Below are 14,375 nucleotides of genomic sequence, written 5' to 3' on the forward strand. Positions count from 1 at the left end.
CGCGCGTCTTAAACTAGAAACAGGTGATGAAACATCTGTTTGATAGCACTGATTCATGTCAGATGAATGACACTGTCCTGTCTGGACCATGGCGAGGAAAAGACCTACCTGTGGCCTTAAGGAGAACGTGACATGACAAAGCCATCCCTGACGCTGTATCTGGCAGCACCGCGTGGGTTCTGCGCCGGTGTAGACCGGGCGATTAAGATTGTGGAAATGGCGCTACAGAAATGGGGCGCTCCGGTCTATGTGCGTCATGAGATCGTGCACAACAAATTCGTAGTGGACGGGCTGCGTGAAAAAGGTGCGGTGTTCGTCGAAGAACTGGATGAATGCCCCGATGACCGGCCGGTAATTTTTTCGGCCCACGGCGTTCCTAAATCGGTACCTGCAGCGGCTGCCCAGCGCGAGATGATCTATGTCGACGCGACCTGTCCGCTGGTGTCCAAAGTCCATGTCGAAGCGCAGCGCCATGCCGAAGCCGGGTTGCAGATGATCATGATCGGTCACAAAGGACACCCCGAAACTGTCGGCACCATGGGGCAACTGCCCGAGGGCGAGGTCCTACTGGTCGAAACCGTCGAGGACGTCGCCACCGTCGCCGTGCGCGATCCCGACAAGCTGGCCTTTGTAACGCAAACGACCCTGTCCGTTGATGATACCAAGGACATCATCGCAGCGCTACAGGCGCGGTTTCCAGCCATTGTAAGCCCACACAAAGAAGACATTTGCTACGCGACCACGAACAGGCAGGAAGCTGTCAAAGCTGTGGCCCCCAAATCCGATGCGCTGTTGGTTGTGGGGGCGCCCAATTCGTCCAATTCACGTCGTCTGGTCGAAGTTGCCGCACGCGCCGGGTGTAACTATGCGCAACTGGTACAACGTTCGACAGATATCGACTGGCGCGCTTTGGAAGGGATTTCCTCGGTCGCGATCACTGCTGGTGCGTCTGCTCCCGAGGTCTTGGTGAATGAAGTGATCGACGCATTCCGAGATCATTTTGATGTAAAAGTCGAATTGGTCGAAACAGCGGTTGAAAACGTCGAATTCAAAGTCCCGCGCGTTTTGCGCGAACCGGCATGAACGGTATTCCACGCGCCCCTTTGGTTCTGGGGCTAGCCGGATTGATCCCCTTCGTCTGGGGGGCGCTGACTTACTTGAACGATGATCTGCATGCCTGGGGCACACAGGCGCTGGGTTCCCGTTTCGTGGGGCCTTACGTTCAACTGTTCTACGGCTCGATCATCCTCAGCTTTATGTCTGGCGTTTTGTGGGGGTTTGCGACGAAGACATCGGGCAGTAAGGCTGCGACCTGCTATCTGTTGTCCGTTCTCCCAGCGCTTTGGGCCTTTTTCAAAACGGGCGGTGGACCCGTCGCGGCAGGTACCAACCTGATGTGGGGCTTTGCCGGGTTACTTTTGCTGGACGCTGTGTTCTCATACTGGCGACTGACGCCGGTTTGGTGGATGCGTCTGCGCATGTTGCTGACAGCCGTCGTTCTGGTCTGCCTTGCCGTTGGAGTATACTTGTGACCGACAAAAGAACGATTGACGCCTATTCCTCTCGCGTCGCTGATTACCTCAGTGTTCCCCTACCCCCTGAACAGATCGAAGCCCGCATGGCCTTTGCAGAAGCGGTCGTGGAAGGCGGACACGTACTGGATCTCGGGGCCGGCCCGGGATCGGACAGCGCCTTTCTGCAACGGCAAGGTCTGCGCGTCCGCGCCATCGACGCCACACCCGCTTTTGTCGAACACGCGCGTGAAAACGGTGTGGACGCTCATCTGGGGACGTTCGACGACGTGACCGAAGAGGCCGAGTATGATGGAGTCTACGCAAGTTTCTCGCTGTTACATGCCCCTCGCGCCGATTTCCCCCGACACCTGTCAGCCATCCACAAGGCGCTGAAACCCGCAGGAGTCTTTTTTCTGGGGTTAAAACTCGGGACTGGTGAACATCGCGACGATCTGGACCGCCGTTACACCTATTTCTCGCAGACTGAAATCGAAGAAGCGCTGTCCCAGACCGGATTCACCATCGACTGGATCACCACGGGCGTGGGTGCGGGCCTTGCGGGTTCGTATGATGGTTTCATTCTGGTGTTGGCCCATGCCTGAGCTGTTTGCCTATACCGACGGCGCATGTTCCGGTAATCCGGGCCCCGGCGGCTGGGGCGTGCTTTTGCGCGCGATGGATGGCGACAATGTCCTGAAAGAGCGGGAACTCAACGGCGGCGAGGCCGAGACCACAAACAACCGGATGGAGCTGCTGGCCGCGATCAGCGCGCTCGAAACGTTGGACCGGGCCTCGAAGATCACCGTTGTGACAGACAGCGCCTATGTGAAAAACGGCGTCACAGGGTGGATTTTCGGGTGGAAGCGGAACGGCTGGAAAACTTCGAACAAGAAGCCTGTCAAGAATATAGATCTGTGGCAGAGGCTGGACGAGGCACAAACTCGTCATGACGTGACCTGGGAATGGGTCAAAGGCCACGCGGGCCATCCTGAAAACGAAAAGGCCGATGAACTGGCCCGCGCCGGCATGGCACCGTTCAAGCCAAAAAAGACACAGGCATGAGCTGGCTGGCGCTGCTCGACTATGCCTCGGTTCTTGTGTTCGCACTGACCGGGGCGCTGGTGGCCAGTCGGGCGCAGCTAGATCTGGTGGGCTTTGCCTTTATCGCCAGCCTGACCGCCGTGGGCGGCGGCACTGTCCGTGATTTGCTGCTAAACCGCGACCCGGTTTTCTGGGTCGGACAACCGGATTACATCCTGATCGCAGTGGCCGCCGCCGTATTGGTGTTCTTCACCGCACATCTGGTGGAAAGCCGCTATAACTGGCTGATCTGGCTGGACAGTTTTGCACTGTCAATCGCCGTCGCAGCCGGATCGGCCACCGCTTTGTCGCTGGGGCAATCGGGCGTGGTCGTCGTGCTGATGGGGATCAGCACCGGATGTCTGGGCGGGTTGATGCGCGATGTGGTCTGCAACGAAGTGCCTCTGGTGCTGAAACAGGGCGAACTTTACGTCTCGTGCGCCTTTGCCGGGGCGCTGACCGCCGTTGCCGCCAGCCGCCTTGGGCTGGACGATCTGGCCATTCTGGCGTCTTGTGCGCTGGTCTGCTGGGCCTTGAGGGCGGGGTCATTGCTGTTTGGTTGGAAACTGCCTGTCTACAAAAGCCGCCCACCGCGTGTTTGAATAGGGCCTCTACGCATGAAACCTGCATTTTGTATCGTCATCGCCGGACTCGCTGCCCTCGCTGGCTGCGGTCAACAATATGACCCCATGCAGTTTGCCGCGCAGGGAGATCAAATCGTGGCCACAGGTACTATCGACCATACGACGCTGGATGCGTTTCTTGAGGTAATCCAGCGAAACCCCGACGCAAAAACACTGGTGCTAAGCTATATTGAAGGCTCGATGGATGACGACGCGAATGTGGTTTTTTCCCGCGTGGTTCACGAGCAGGGGTTCGATACGATTGTGCCCTCAGACGGGCTGATCGCTTCGGGCGGAACCGACCTGTTTCTGGCAGGGAAGCGCCGCGTGCTGGAGCCCGGAGCGTGCGTCGGCGTCCACAGTTGGGGCGGCTGGAACATCGTCGCCACCGAAATCCCCAAGGACGACCCGGAACATGACCGATATCTGGACTATTTCGAAGATATCGGCGTGGATGAGGCGTTCTACTGGTACACGTTGGACGCGGCCCCGTCCGAGGGGATGCATTGGATGAACGCGTCCGAGGCTGACCGGTTCGACATGACCACGGGTGGCGCACCCCGTCTGGGATCAGCCGCCCAATGTGACGCGCGTTAGGGTCAGCGCGACAGCAGACGCCCGCCGATTTCCTTGACGAATTTCGCCGCCACCATCGCGGTGATGCCATAGGGATCGCGGTGAGGGTTCAGCTCGACAATATCCGCGCCAACCAACTGGCCCTTGAAACGGTGGATCAGGTTTATCACCTCGCGCGTGCTCAGCCCACCGGGCTCGTGATGCGAAACACCCGGCGCAAAGGCCGGGTCCAGCGCGTCCAGATCCAGCGAAAGGTAAACAGGGCCGTCAAAGCTGATCTCAAGATCCGGGCTCCAGCTTTGCATGTCGATCACTTCGACGCCGAACTTGTCGGCCTGTTCCTGCTGATGCTTGTTCATGGTGCGGATACCGACCTGCACCAGACGGTTGATCTGGCACGTCTCCATGACCCGCGCGAAGGGGCAACCGTGACCCAGCGGGCCGACCTGCTGACTGTCGTAAAGGTCAGGGTGCGAGTCGACATGCAGGATGTTCAATCCCTCATACCGCTCTGAGTGCGCTTTGATCAGCGGATACGCGACCGAGTGGTCGCCCCCCAGCGACAACAGCCGCGCGCCGGTTGCGATACGCTCGGCGGCCCCGGCCTCGATCCGGTCGATGGGTTCCTGTCCAATCATCTCGAACACGTCCAGATCGCCGGTATCCTTAAACCGGTCGGTCGCGCCCAGATCGGTGCCGTCTTCGGCAGTCAGGTTGGCAGCTCCGGAATGCAGTGCCTCACGAATGCGGCCCGGCGCAAAGGCAGGCCCCTGCAGGAACGAAGAATGCAGGTCCAGCGGAACGCCCATCAGGGCAACGTCACCGGGGTTCAAATCATGCGACATGGGGCGTCTTTCGGATAGAATTTCCTGGCGATCTGGCCGGGTTCGACCCGAAAGGTCAAGGGGTCAGCGACGCAGATATCTCTGCCAGATCCAGATCACCAACAAAGCGCCCAGAACCGCGCCAACAAAACCCGACAGCCAGCCCGCCATGGCAATCAGGGCACGCAGGATAAACCCGCCCACCAATGCGCCGACAATGCCGATCAGCATGGTTGTGGGGATATCCGCCTCGATCCGCATCAGGCGGGTCGCCAGAAACCCGGCTGTAGCTCCGATGATGATCAGGGCGATGACGGGCACGTTATTTCCTCCAATGAGTCGGAACGATGATAAGCGCACCAATCGAGGACAGCACGGCATCAAAACCAGGCGGCCCAAAGCTGATGCCGAACATGATCCGGACAAAGTAAAACAGGAACGCTCCGCCCACACAAATGATGATTGAGGGCAGATACCCATTGTGGGTAAATCCCGTCTTCTCAGACAGATATCCTACGATGCCAGCGATAACCACCGTACCCATCAAGACCATGAACATCTACTTTACCCCGACGTTAAATTGGTCCCAGCTGCGACTGGCCAACCCCTTAGGAAAGTTGCTGCATCCTGCGCCGCTTTCCCAGCCCGCTGCAAGCGCAATAGGTCAATCGCGCCATCGCCACAGGCAACGCGGAGGGTATCATCCAACAACTCACCCGGCTGCCCCTGCCCCACTGCCAACCGAGAAGCCAACAGCTTGATACGCTCGCCTCCCATCTCGGTCCAGGCGCCGGGAAAGGGGGACAGGCCACGGATTTGCCGGTCGACTTCGACGGCTGGGCGGGTCCAGTCGACACGCGCCTCGGACTTGTCGATCTTTGCCGCGTAGGTCACTCCGTCCTCGGACTGAGGTTCCGGTGTCAGGTCCGATAAGGTGTCCAACGTTTCCACAATCATCGCTGCACCCATTTCTGACAGTCTGTCATGCAGGTGCGCCGTGGTTTCCTGTGTCCCGATATCGGTGGCACGTCGCAAAAGGACCGGCCCAGTGTCCAGTCCGGCCTCCATTTGCATGATGCAGACGCCGGTCTGAGCGTCCCCCGCCATGATTGCGCGCTGCAGCGGCGCGGCCCCGCGCCAGCGCGGTAAAAGGCTGGCGTGAATATTCAGACACCCCTGTTTGGGCGCATCCAGAACAGGTTGCGGCAACAGCAGACCATAGGCAACGACAACGGCCACATCCGCTTTCAGCGCTGCGAATGCTTCTTGTTCTTCGATCGACTTTAATGACACCGGGTGACGAACATCAAAGCCGAGCGCCTCGGCCCGTGCATGAACAGGGGTTGGCCGGTCTTTCTTACCTCGCCCTGCTGGGCGTGGTGGTTGGCAGTAAACAGCGGCGATCTCATGCCCGGCTTCGACCAGCGCGTCCAGTACCGGCACCGAGAAATCGGGCGTTCCCATGAAAATGATGCGCATTTCTACCCCTGCTTTCTGGCTTTGCGCAGCAGAATATCGCGTTTGACCTTGCTGAGACGGTCGAAATACATCCGACCGTTCAAGTGGTCGATCTGGTGCTGCACGCTGGTGGCCTCAATCCCCACAAAATCACGACGATCGATCATGCCCTGTTCGTTCAGGAATTTCACCGTCACCGCACGGGGGCGTTTCACCTTGGCAGACACGCCGGGAAGGTTCGGGCTGGCTTCATCATGCTCGCGCAGTTCAATCGAGCTGTGCAGGATTTCCGGGTTCGCCAACCGCACCGCACGCCCACGCTCGGTCGAGCCATCCACCACGGCCAGCCGCAACATCACTCCGATCTGAGGGCCCGCAAGACCAACACCGGGCATCGCCTCCATCGTGTCGATCATGTCGTCCCAGATGGCCCGGATTTCATCGGTAATCTCGGTCACGTCCTCGGCCTTGGTCCGCAGGCGTTTGTCGGGCCAAGGCAGGCAGGTGCGTACGGTCATGCGCGGGCCTTTTCGCGTTTCAACTTCTGCATCTTACGCGTGATCATCTGGCGTTTCAGCGGCTTGAGATAGTCGATGAACAGCTTACCGTTCAGGTGGTCGATCTCATGCTGCACGCAGGTCGCCCAAAGGTCATCAAACGTTTCTTGTTGTGCGTTACCGTCACGATCCATCCAAGCCACCTCCACCACTTTGGGACGGGTGACTTCGGCATATTGTTCGGGAATCGACAGGCAGCCCTCTTCATAAACATTTGTTTCGTCCGAAGAGGCCACGATCTCGGGGTTGAACATGATCAGGGGGCGCGGTGCCTCGCCCTCTTCCTTGACGCAATCCAACACGATCAACCGATCCAGGATGCCAATCTGCGGTGCAGCCAGCCCGATACCAGGAGCGTCGTACATTGTCTCCAGCATGTCATCAGCCAGTTTGCGCAGTTCATCCGTCAGTTCATCAACGGGGGCGCAAACTTTTTTCAAGCGCGGATCGGGGTGAATAAGAATTGAGCGTTTCATGTCGTTGATTTAGGCCATCGCGCCCCCCGCCGCAACGCCCCCCTTGCACCCGCCACGATTGTGACTAGCTTTCCGTCCGACAGATGGAGACAACATGACGTTCAACGACTTGATCGACCGCCGGGGCACCAACAGTTCAAAATGGGATAAGATGGAGCGCCTGTACGGCGTTTCACCGGATGACGGGCTGGCCATGTGGACGGCCGATTCCGATTATCCTACGGCGCCATGTGTTGTCGATGTCGTGCGGCAAGCGGCGGACCATGGGGTTTTTGGCTATTCTTGGATGCACCCGGACTATCTGCGTTCGGTCCAGTGGTGGATGAAAAACCGTCATGGATGGGACATCGACACCGATTGGGTTCTGACTTCACAGGGGTTGGGGAACGCGATCGCCCTATGTCTAGACGTCTGGACCGAACCGGGCGACGGAGTGGTCATTTTTTCGCCCGTTTACCATGAGTTTGCGCACAAGGTGAACAAATCGGGCCGCATGGTGGTAGAGTGCCCGTTGGTGCGAGATGGCGACAGCTACGGGGTGGATCTGGATGATGCGCAATCGCGGCTGGACGGATCAGAAAAGATGCTGTTGTGGTGTTCGCCTCAGAACCCGTCGGGGCGGGTCTGGACACCAGATGAGCTGCGCGCCGTTGCAGCTTTTGCCGAACGGAATGGGCTGGTTTTGGTGTCGGATGAAATTCATCATGACCTGGTCTATCCCGGCCAAACGTTTGTCCCGATGGACGTGGCCGCCCCGGATGCGCGGCCCTGGACCGTAACGCTGACGGCGCCTTCCAAAACGTTCAACATCGCCGGTCAGCGCACTGGCAACATGATCATCCCAGATCCCAAATTGCGCGCGGCCATGCGCAACCGCATCCAGACGCTGGACTACGACCCAAGTGCGCTTGGCGTGGCGATGATCACGGCCGCCTACACCCCAGAGGGCGCCGCATGGGTCGACGAGCAGATCGTACATCTGGACAGCAACCGCCGTCTGTTTGATGCAACGATTGCGGAAATCCCCGGTCTTTGGTCCATGCCACTGCAGGCGACCTATCTGGCCTGGGTTGATTTCTCGGGCACCGGAATGGACCATCCCGAATTCATTCGTCGCCTGCGTCAGGATGCCAAAATCGCCACCACATCGGGCCCAGGCTTCGGCGCGGGCGGAGAAACCTTTGAGCGGTTCAACCTGGCCACCCAACGCAGCCGAGTGGAGGACGCCTGTGCCCGCCTGAAACAAGCGTTTGCCGATTTGCAGTGAGGCGGGCCTTAAAGATAACTCTTGTGCTGTGCCTGATCAGCGCAGCATGGGTTGGGTAGCACCGATACGGGCCACGTCCGCCCGCGCCGGAATGGTTCCCGAAACCGCACAGATCGACCACATCCTGATCTAAAATCCGCCCGGCGACTGACCGCGTCTGCGAACGGGATGGTCGTGATGCAATCGGATGTCGCACTGGGCTTTGCGCCGCAGGGTGACAAACAGCAAAAGGGCGATAGAAAAACGCCCATCAGGGCGTTCAAGATTGACAAGCGCAATCCTCAGAGCGCCTATCACCTTTCCCTTGGGATCAATTACCCCAAACCCAAAGACATCGCCCGCGCGCGGGCTCAGGGCGTTGATCCGGGGGGCGACATATTCATTCATGGCCAGCCGAACGGGATTGTAGGCCTTTCCCTGCCCGGTGATTGGACAGCCGATTGTATCGCCCTGTCAAATGTCGAAATGGCACGGCGCTGGAGTTTGACGCCAAATGGGACGACCGTGGAAATCCGCCCCTAGTCCTCGTGCCCCAACAGCGCGATCGGCGCATCCGGCGCGCGGTAGAAATCCAGCGGCGCCTTGTCGGCTGCGGCAGTGCTGCGTTTGAAATCATAGCGCATTTCACCCGCCTGCGCTTCATCCGCGATGATCAGGCATTGGTACAGATGGCGCGCGCCGTCATAGATATCGACCAGACCGCGCAGTTGCGGAGTGGTTTCAGCCTCAACCGTGAAGCCATCCTTCCACAATCTTAAAATTTTGAAGGTATTGTCGCCAAATTCCACACGAAGACGGCTCGTTCTCTTCAGGCCCGCGATTCGAGCCGCGTCCAGTTCAGCGCTTATTTCCTTGGAAACATAGGTACTCATCAAAAAACTCCCCCGGCAGTGAGTACTATTGTGCGCTCTCAATCGTAAAAATCTAGTGAAACCGGTTACTTTAAATCCAGTCTTCATCACCGTGTTGCGGGCGCACGCGCCATGGTCTGTGCGCAAACGCAGGCAAAATGCGCGCCTGCTCGCATAGGAACACCGCGCTCAAACGCCTATCTTTCGATAAATCTCTAAGCGGAGGAATACAGATGGGCCTGTTGGTCGACGGCAAGTGGCATGACACGTGGTATGACACCAAATCCACAGGTGGCGCGTTCAAACGAAGCGCCGCGCAGTTCCGCAACTGGCTGACCGCCGACGGCACGACCGGCCCTTCGGGCAAGGGTGGGTTCAATGCGGAACCGGGGCGCTATCACCTCTATGTGAGCCACGCGTGCCCCTGGGCGCATCGCACCCTCATCTTCCGCAAACTCAAGGGGCTAAACGACCTAATCTCGGTTTCGGTCGTTCATCCGGATATGCTGGATAAAGGCTGGACCTTCGAGACGGATGACAACGGCGCGACCGGCGACGATCTTTACGGGCTGGATTATGCCCATCAGGTCTATACCAAGGCGGATCCGTCCTATTCCGGCCGTGTAACTGTGCCAATCCTTTGGGACAAACGGCAAGAGACGATCGTTTCCAATGAAAGCTCGGAAATCATCCGCATGTTCAATTCGGCGTTTGATGGCATCACCGGAAACACCGATGACTATTGGCCCGAGGCGATGCGCGACGACATCGAGGAGGTCAACGCTCGCATCTATTCCGACGTCAATAACGGGGTCTACAAGTGCGGCTTCGCCACCAGCCAAACCGCTTATGACAGTGCGGTGGGACCGCTATTTGATACTCTGGATTGGCTCGAACAGCGCCTGTCTCAGAGCCGCTATCTGATGGGTGATCGCGTCACCGAGGCCGATTGGCGCCTGTTTACTACTCTGATCCGGTTCGACCCGGTCTATCATCTGCATTTCAAATGCAACCGGCGGCGACTGATCGACTATCCGAACCTGTGGGCCTACACGCGCGAGCTATACCAATGGCCGGGCGTCGCACACACGGTCAACATGGAGCACATCGTGCGCCACTATCACTATAGCCACGAAAGCATCAATCCGCATCGCATCATCCCGACCAACCCGGTGCTGGACTTCATGGAACCTCATGGGCGCGGTCAGCGACCCGCTGCGTAGTGCTCGACCATCGCCGCCAGATCCTCTGGCGGCGTTGCGCTTTGCACATAAGCGCAAGCGTTAGGGCTGTGGGCAAAGATCGACCCGTCCGAAAAGAAGGTGGTATTGGTGACAAAAATCACCCGTGCCTCGGGGCGGCGATAACTGGCGAAATCTGCGACGGCCAGCGCGCTGCCCGCCTCTAACACCAAATCGAGCACAATGATATCGAACTCAGCCCCATAGAGCGCAAGAATTGCAGCCTCTTGCCCAGTGACCAACGTCACTTCGGCACCTTGTCGTTCAAGATGCCTTTGCCAGACCCGACCCAGATCGGGGTTACTCTCAACAATCAAAACATTCATACGTAAAACCTCGGCCCATGTTGTGGTGAGTAGTGCCGATCCCTGTGGTTTGTGATCACGTTATTTCCTTAACAAAGTGTTAACGCTGTTTTCGGCTTTTCGTGACCGCGCGGATTCGCTTGTAAAAACGGCGAAAATCCGCTTGAAACAGCCAGAAATACGCGATTCCGGCGGGACCTAGATGACAAGCTCTGACAAAAACTTGAACCCACGGGCTGCGCGAGACCACGGCGGCGGGTTGGATGCAGCGATTGCGGCCTATGGCGGCGCGCGCGGGAACTGGATCGACCTTTCGACCGGAATCAATCCTCATCCGTACCCCATAGCCGCGCTGTCCCATGAAGATTGGACCGCACTTCCAGATCACGGCGCATTCGAACAGCTGTCGCAAGCCGCCCGACACTTCTGGTCAGTCCCGGCAGACGCGGCCGTTTTGCCCTCGCCCGGCGCATCGGCCCTGATCGCCCGTATCCCCGCACTTGCGCCGACAGGCCGCGTTCAGATCACCATGCCCACTTACAATGAACATGCCGCAGCCTTTTCCGCGCAGGGCTGGAAAGTCCAATCTGGTGGACCGGCCCAGGCCCGCGTCATCGTCCACCCCAACAATCCAGATGGTCGCTATTGGGACAAGTCAGACGTGAATGCCCCGCTGACCATAATTGACGAGAGCTTTTGTGACGTCACTCCAGAGGTGTCACTGATCCACCTGGCCGCGCGACCGGGCGTGATCGTTTTGAAAAGCTTCGGCAAGTTCTGGGGGCTGGCCGGGCTGCGTCTAGGGTTTGCAATCGGTGATCCACTGCTGATCGCCCGCCTGAACGACCTGACCGGCCCTTGGGCAGTGTCTGGGCCGGCGCTTCGCGTCGGTCAGCGCGCCCTGACCGATCCCGATTGGGCCAATTCCACCCGTCAGCGCCTGACGACGGACACCGCTCGACTGGATGCGCTTATGATCGCAAAGGGCGCGCAGCTTGCTGGTGGCACCACACTGTTCCGCCTCTATCAAGTCGATGACGCTGCCCAATGGCAAACCCGTTTGGCCCGCGCCCATATCTGGAGCCGCATCTTCCCCTATTCCCAAACCTACCTGCGGTTGGGCCTGCCCCCTGCAGATGGCTGGGACAGGCTTGAGGCCGCACTGTGAGCACCGCCTTCCTGCTGGTCTGCGCCCTATGTCTGGACGCTGCCTTAGGTGAGCCAGACTGGCTATGGTCGCGCGTCAAACACCCGGCGGTCATGATCGGCAACGTGATCGGCGCGCTAGACAAGCGTTTGAACCACGGGGCGCATCGGCGGCTGAAGGGCGTTGGTGTGGTCATCCTACTGGTAGTAGGTGCATTGGTAATCGGTTGGGGACTCAGACTGCTGGGACCAGTAGTCCAGATCATCGCCTGCGCCATCCTGTTGGCGCAAAAATCGCTGGTTGACCATGTGCGCGCGGTCGGGGAAGGCTTGCGGGCATCCCTACCTGAGGGGCGTGCGCAGGTCGCCATGATCGTTTCACGCGATACACGCGACATGACACAGGCGCAGGTGGCCCGATCCGCCATCGAAAGCGCGGCCGAGAACCTGAGCGACGGGGTCATTGCGCCCGCCTTCTGGTTTCTTATTGGCGGTTTGCCCGGACTGCTGGTCTACAAAGCCATTAACACGGCCGACAGCATGATCGGCTACCGGACCGACAAATACCGAGACTTCGGCTGGGCCGCCGCCCGTCTGGACGACCTGCTGAACCTGATCCCTGCCCGCCTGACCTGCATGATGATCGTAGCCCTATCAGGCCAATGGGCGCGCTGGTCTGAGATGGTCGCCGATGCGCACCGCCATATCTCGCCAAATGCAGGCTGGCCCGAAGCCGCAATGGCCCGCGCCCTGAACGTGGCACTTGCCGGGCCTCGCAGTTATGACGGGCAATTGCGCGATCTTGCCTGGGTCAATGGTGACGCCCCCCGCGATATCGGCGCGTCAGAGGTTTTCCGCGCATGTGACATGCTATGGCGGGTTTGGGGGCTTGCGCTTGGCCTCGTGTCGGTGTGGGTTGGGTTCAGCTTTATTCTGTAACGGACCCGTTTCATGCGCTTGCTTTCTGGCCTTTTGGCCACCGCCCTGCTGACCTCGCCCGCCTTTGCCCAATGTGGCGGAGGGTTCAATAGTTTCGTCAAGGATCTGAAATCCGAGGCCGCGCAGCAAGGCTATGACCGCGCCACCGTCAACGCCTTCTTCAAAGGTGTGCAACAGGACAATGCAGTGCTTAAAGCCGACCGCGCGCAGGGCGTGTTTCAGAAACCGTTCATTGAATTCTCTCGCCGCCTGATTTCGCAAAACCGGATTGATCGCGGGCGGGCCATGTCGCGCAAATATGACGCGGTTTTTGACCGGATCGAGCGCGAATACGGCATCTCGCGCGGCGTACTGCTGGCCTTCTGGGCGTTCGAAACCGATTACGGCGCGTTTCAGGGCGATTTCAACACCCGCAACGCGCTGGTCACGCTGGCCCATGATTGCCGCCGTCCCGAACTGTTTCGCCCTCAAATCTTCGCCGCCATCGAATTGTACGAGCAGGGCAATTTCGATCCCGCCCGCACCACCGGGGCTTGGGCCGGAGAAATCGGCATGGTCCAGATGCTGCCCCGCGACATTCTTGAAAACGGTGTGGACGGGGATGGGGACGGTAAGGTCTCACTGAAAACCTCGGCCCCGGATGCGCTGATGTCGGGCGCAAAAATGCTTTCGAGCTTTGGCTGGCAGCCCGGTCAGCCATGGCTGCAAGAAGTTACGGTAACCGAGCGAATGGACTGGTCCCTGTCCGGCCCCGGCAAGCCGCGCCCTGTGTCCGAGTGGCAGGCGATGGGCGTTCGGGCCCGCAGCGGGTCGCTGTCCAACCTGCCCGCCTCGCTGATCCTACCGCAAGGGCATAAAGGGCCTGCCTTTCTGGCCTATCCGAATTTCGACGTCTATTTCGAGTGGAACCAGAGCTTTACCTACGTCCTGACCGCCGCATATTTCGGCACGCGGTTGGAGGGCGCGCAGATTTATGATGCAGGTAACCCGGCGCAGGGCCTTTCTGGCGCGCAAATGAAGCAACTACAGAGCAAACTTCAGGCCCGCGGCCATGACGTGGGCAAGATCGACGGGATTCTGGGGGCCGGAACACGGGCGGCCGTGCAGGCAGAACAGGTGCGGCTAGGATTGCCCGCGGATGCGTGGCCAACGGTCGAGTTGTTGGGACGGTTGTAGATATTCCAATAACAGGCCGTAATAACTCTCAATGAAGTTAAAATTGGGTCAAAAAATAGTTCTTGCGAGCTTTTTTTCACTGGGCAGTCGTAGCTTTACCGCGCCCACAAGGTGTTTCCATGGATATCTTTTACAGTGATCAAGTTGCTGCGACATCTGATTGTAGTCTACATTTTTTTGCCTTAAGCGCCCCCGTTGTTTTATCCAAACCTTTCAGGATGTCTCCAAGTGTCACATTCAGCAGGCGCAACGCTTCATCCATCTCTGCTAGGTTCTGGACCTATTAGTTTGGTTGCCGTCGACTTGGCTGCGTGATTCAAGCCCCTGAGTTTCAGGGGTATA

Annotated in this window: 20 protein-coding genes; 12 read left to right on the top strand and 8 right to left on the bottom strand. The window is 58.7% G+C overall.

Annotated features, from left to right (window positions below; translation table 11 throughout):
- Positions 1-132 precede the first annotated feature (132 nt).
- The 6 genes from ispH to AC2TAD_RS21300 are packed head-to-tail and all read left to right on the top strand — an operon-like array spanning position 133 to position 3,814.
- The gene (gene ispH / locus AC2TAD_RS21275) at positions 133-1,083 is read left to right on the top strand and encodes a 4-hydroxy-3-methylbut-2-enyl diphosphate reductase (RefSeq protein ID WP_170356739.1); all 951 of its coding nucleotides are present in this window, start codon (positions 133-135) and stop codon (positions 1,081-1,083) included.
- Positions 1,080-1,532, top strand: a complete 453-nt coding sequence (locus tag AC2TAD_RS21280; protein WP_480870363.1) for a DUF3429 domain-containing protein — start codon at positions 1,080-1,082, stop codon at positions 1,530-1,532. Before ispH ends, AC2TAD_RS21280 begins: the two co-directional genes overlap by 4 nt.
- Complete coding sequence (locus AC2TAD_RS21285) at positions 1,529-2,116, top strand: class I SAM-dependent methyltransferase (protein ID WP_480870366.1); 588 nt, start codon at positions 1,529-1,531, stop codon at positions 2,114-2,116. Before AC2TAD_RS21280 ends, AC2TAD_RS21285 begins: the two co-directional genes overlap by 4 nt.
- On the top strand, positions 2,109-2,576 hold the full coding sequence (rnhA, locus tag AC2TAD_RS21290; RefSeq protein ID WP_480870369.1) for a ribonuclease HI: 468 nt from the start codon (positions 2,109-2,111) through the stop codon (positions 2,574-2,576). Before AC2TAD_RS21285 ends, rnhA begins: the two co-directional genes overlap by 8 nt.
- The gene (locus AC2TAD_RS21295; protein ID WP_480870372.1) at positions 2,573-3,196 is read left to right on the top strand and encodes a trimeric intracellular cation channel family protein; all 624 of its coding nucleotides are present in this window, start codon (positions 2,573-2,575) and stop codon (positions 3,194-3,196) included. Before rnhA ends, AC2TAD_RS21295 begins: the two co-directional genes overlap by 4 nt.
- Positions 3,197-3,211: 15 nt before the next feature.
- Positions 3,212-3,814 carry a COG3904 family protein gene (locus AC2TAD_RS21300; protein ID WP_480870375.1) on the top strand — a complete coding sequence of 201 codons (603 nt, stop codon included), beginning with the start codon at positions 3,212-3,214 and terminating at the stop codon, positions 3,812-3,814.
- Between the two features lie 2 nt (positions 3,815-3,816).
- Here AC2TAD_RS21300 and speB read toward each other — a convergent pair whose 3' ends face one another.
- The 6 genes from speB to def (AC2TAD_RS21330) all read right to left on the bottom strand — a co-directional run bounded on the left by speB (position 3,817) and on the right by def (AC2TAD_RS21330) (position 7,108).
- The gene (gene speB / locus AC2TAD_RS21305) at positions 3,817-4,638 is read right to left on the bottom strand and encodes an agmatinase (protein ID WP_480870378.1); all 822 of its coding nucleotides are present in this window, start codon (positions 4,636-4,638) and stop codon (positions 3,817-3,819) included.
- A 63-nt stretch (positions 4,639-4,701) separates the two neighbouring features.
- The gene (locus tag AC2TAD_RS21310; RefSeq protein ID WP_480870380.1) at positions 4,702-4,938 is read right to left on the bottom strand and encodes a GlsB/YeaQ/YmgE family stress response membrane protein; all 237 of its coding nucleotides are present in this window, start codon (positions 4,936-4,938) and stop codon (positions 4,702-4,704) included.
- Between the two features lies 1 nt (position 4,939).
- Complete coding sequence (locus tag AC2TAD_RS21315) at positions 4,940-5,176, bottom strand: hypothetical protein (RefSeq protein WP_170756075.1); 237 nt, start codon at positions 5,174-5,176, stop codon at positions 4,940-4,942.
- Between the two features lie 5 nt (positions 5,177-5,181).
- On the bottom strand, positions 5,182-6,096 hold the full coding sequence (gene fmt / locus AC2TAD_RS21320; RefSeq protein ID WP_480870383.1) for a methionyl-tRNA formyltransferase: 915 nt from the start codon (positions 6,094-6,096) through the stop codon (positions 5,182-5,184).
- Between the two features lie 2 nt (positions 6,097-6,098).
- The gene (gene def, locus AC2TAD_RS21325; protein WP_480870386.1) at positions 6,099-6,593 is read right to left on the bottom strand and encodes a peptide deformylase; all 495 of its coding nucleotides are present in this window, start codon (positions 6,591-6,593) and stop codon (positions 6,099-6,101) included.
- Positions 6,590-7,108, bottom strand: a complete 519-nt coding sequence (gene def / locus AC2TAD_RS21330; protein ID WP_480870388.1) for a peptide deformylase — start codon at positions 7,106-7,108, stop codon at positions 6,590-6,592. The genes def (AC2TAD_RS21325) and def (AC2TAD_RS21330) overlap by 4 nt, the downstream gene beginning before the upstream one ends.
- 94 nt (positions 7,109-7,202) lie before the next feature.
- Between def (AC2TAD_RS21330) and AC2TAD_RS21335 the strand changes: the two genes are divergently transcribed.
- A complete protein-coding gene (locus tag AC2TAD_RS21335; protein WP_480870391.1) occupies positions 7,203-8,375 on the top strand; it encodes a MalY/PatB family protein in 1,173 nt (390 codons plus the stop codon).
- 177 nt (positions 8,376-8,552) lie between these two features.
- Positions 8,553-8,897, top strand: a complete 345-nt coding sequence (locus tag AC2TAD_RS21340; RefSeq protein WP_480870394.1) for a L,D-transpeptidase family protein — start codon at positions 8,553-8,555, stop codon at positions 8,895-8,897.
- Here AC2TAD_RS21340 and AC2TAD_RS21345 read toward each other — a convergent pair.
- Positions 8,894-9,247, bottom strand: a complete 354-nt coding sequence (locus AC2TAD_RS21345) for a hypothetical protein (protein WP_209198160.1) — start codon at positions 9,245-9,247, stop codon at positions 8,894-8,896. The genes AC2TAD_RS21340 and AC2TAD_RS21345 overlap by 4 nt on opposite strands.
- A gap of 212 nt (positions 9,248-9,459) precedes the next feature.
- On the opposite strand from AC2TAD_RS21345, the gene AC2TAD_RS21350 reads away from it, so the two are divergent.
- A complete protein-coding gene (locus tag AC2TAD_RS21350) occupies positions 9,460-10,449 on the top strand; it encodes a glutathione S-transferase family protein (RefSeq protein WP_480870397.1) in 990 nt (329 codons plus the stop codon).
- Here AC2TAD_RS21350 and AC2TAD_RS21355 read toward each other — a convergent pair.
- Complete coding sequence (locus AC2TAD_RS21355; protein ID WP_170756081.1) at positions 10,431-10,793, bottom strand: response regulator transcription factor; 363 nt, start codon at positions 10,791-10,793, stop codon at positions 10,431-10,433. The two genes, AC2TAD_RS21350 and AC2TAD_RS21355, sit on opposite strands and share 19 nt — an antisense overlap.
- A gap of 181 nt (positions 10,794-10,974) precedes the next feature.
- Here AC2TAD_RS21355 and cobD point away from each other — a divergent pair, with 181 nt between their 5' ends.
- Genes cobD through AC2TAD_RS21370 form a run of 3 tightly spaced genes read left to right on the top strand, consistent with a single transcriptional unit; the run spans position 10,975 to position 14,033 of the window.
- Positions 10,975-11,940, top strand: a complete 966-nt coding sequence (gene cobD / locus AC2TAD_RS21360) for a threonine-phosphate decarboxylase CobD (RefSeq protein ID WP_480870401.1) — start codon at positions 10,975-10,977, stop codon at positions 11,938-11,940.
- Positions 11,937-12,857: an adenosylcobinamide-phosphate synthase CbiB gene (cbiB, locus tag AC2TAD_RS21365; RefSeq protein ID WP_480870404.1), complete on the top strand. Its 921-nt coding sequence runs from the start codon at positions 11,937-11,939 to the stop codon at positions 12,855-12,857. Before cobD ends, cbiB begins: the two co-directional genes overlap by 4 nt.
- Positions 12,858-12,869: 12 nt before the next feature.
- Complete coding sequence (locus AC2TAD_RS21370; protein ID WP_480870408.1) at positions 12,870-14,033, top strand: lytic murein transglycosylase; 1,164 nt, start codon at positions 12,870-12,872, stop codon at positions 14,031-14,033.
- Positions 14,034-14,375 lie beyond the last annotated feature (342 nt).

It is taken from the genome of Ruegeria sp. HKCCD7628 (genome assembly GCF_057221005.1).

Coding starts and splice junctions, on each gene's coding strand:
- ispH (WP_170356739.1), top strand. CDS start 133: ATGACAAAGCCATCCCTGACGCTGTATCTGGCAGCACCGCGTGGGTTC.
- AC2TAD_RS21280 (WP_480870363.1), top strand. CDS start 1,080: ATGAACGGTATTCCACGCGCCCCTTTGGTTCTGGGGCTAGCCGGATTG.
- rnhA (WP_480870369.1), top strand. CDS start 2,109: ATGCCTGAGCTGTTTGCCTATACCGACGGCGCATGTTCCGGTAATCCG.
- AC2TAD_RS21295 (WP_480870372.1), top strand. CDS start 2,573: ATGAGCTGGCTGGCGCTGCTCGACTATGCCTCGGTTCTTGTGTTCGCA.
- AC2TAD_RS21300 (WP_480870375.1), top strand. CDS start 3,212: ATGAAACCTGCATTTTGTATCGTCATCGCCGGACTCGCTGCCCTCGCT.
- speB (WP_480870378.1), bottom strand. CDS start 4,638: ATGTCGCATGATTTGAACCCCGGTGACGTTGCCCTGATGGGCGTTCCG.
- AC2TAD_RS21315 (WP_170756075.1), bottom strand. CDS start 5,176: ATGTTCATGGTCTTGATGGGTACGGTGGTTATCGCTGGCATCGTAGGA.
- fmt (WP_480870383.1), bottom strand. CDS start 6,096: ATGCGCATCATTTTCATGGGAACGCCCGATTTCTCGGTGCCGGTACTG.
- def (WP_480870386.1), bottom strand. CDS start 6,593: ATGACCGTACGCACCTGCCTGCCTTGGCCCGACAAACGCCTGCGGACC.
- def (WP_480870388.1), bottom strand. CDS start 7,108: ATGAAACGCTCAATTCTTATTCACCCCGATCCGCGCTTGAAAAAAGTT.
- AC2TAD_RS21335 (WP_480870391.1), top strand. CDS start 7,203: ATGACGTTCAACGACTTGATCGACCGCCGGGGCACCAACAGTTCAAAA.
- AC2TAD_RS21340 (WP_480870394.1), top strand. CDS start 8,553: ATGCAATCGGATGTCGCACTGGGCTTTGCGCCGCAGGGTGACAAACAG.
- AC2TAD_RS21345 (WP_209198160.1), bottom strand. CDS start 9,247: ATGAGTACCTATGTTTCCAAGGAAATAAGCGCTGAACTGGACGCGGCT.
- AC2TAD_RS21350 (WP_480870397.1), top strand. CDS start 9,460: ATGGGCCTGTTGGTCGACGGCAAGTGGCATGACACGTGGTATGACACC.
- AC2TAD_RS21355 (WP_170756081.1), bottom strand. CDS start 10,793: ATGAATGTTTTGATTGTTGAGAGTAACCCCGATCTGGGTCGGGTCTGG.
- cobD (WP_480870401.1), top strand. CDS start 10,975: ATGACAAGCTCTGACAAAAACTTGAACCCACGGGCTGCGCGAGACCAC.
- AC2TAD_RS21370 (WP_480870408.1), top strand. CDS start 12,870: ATGCGCTTGCTTTCTGGCCTTTTGGCCACCGCCCTGCTGACCTCGCCC.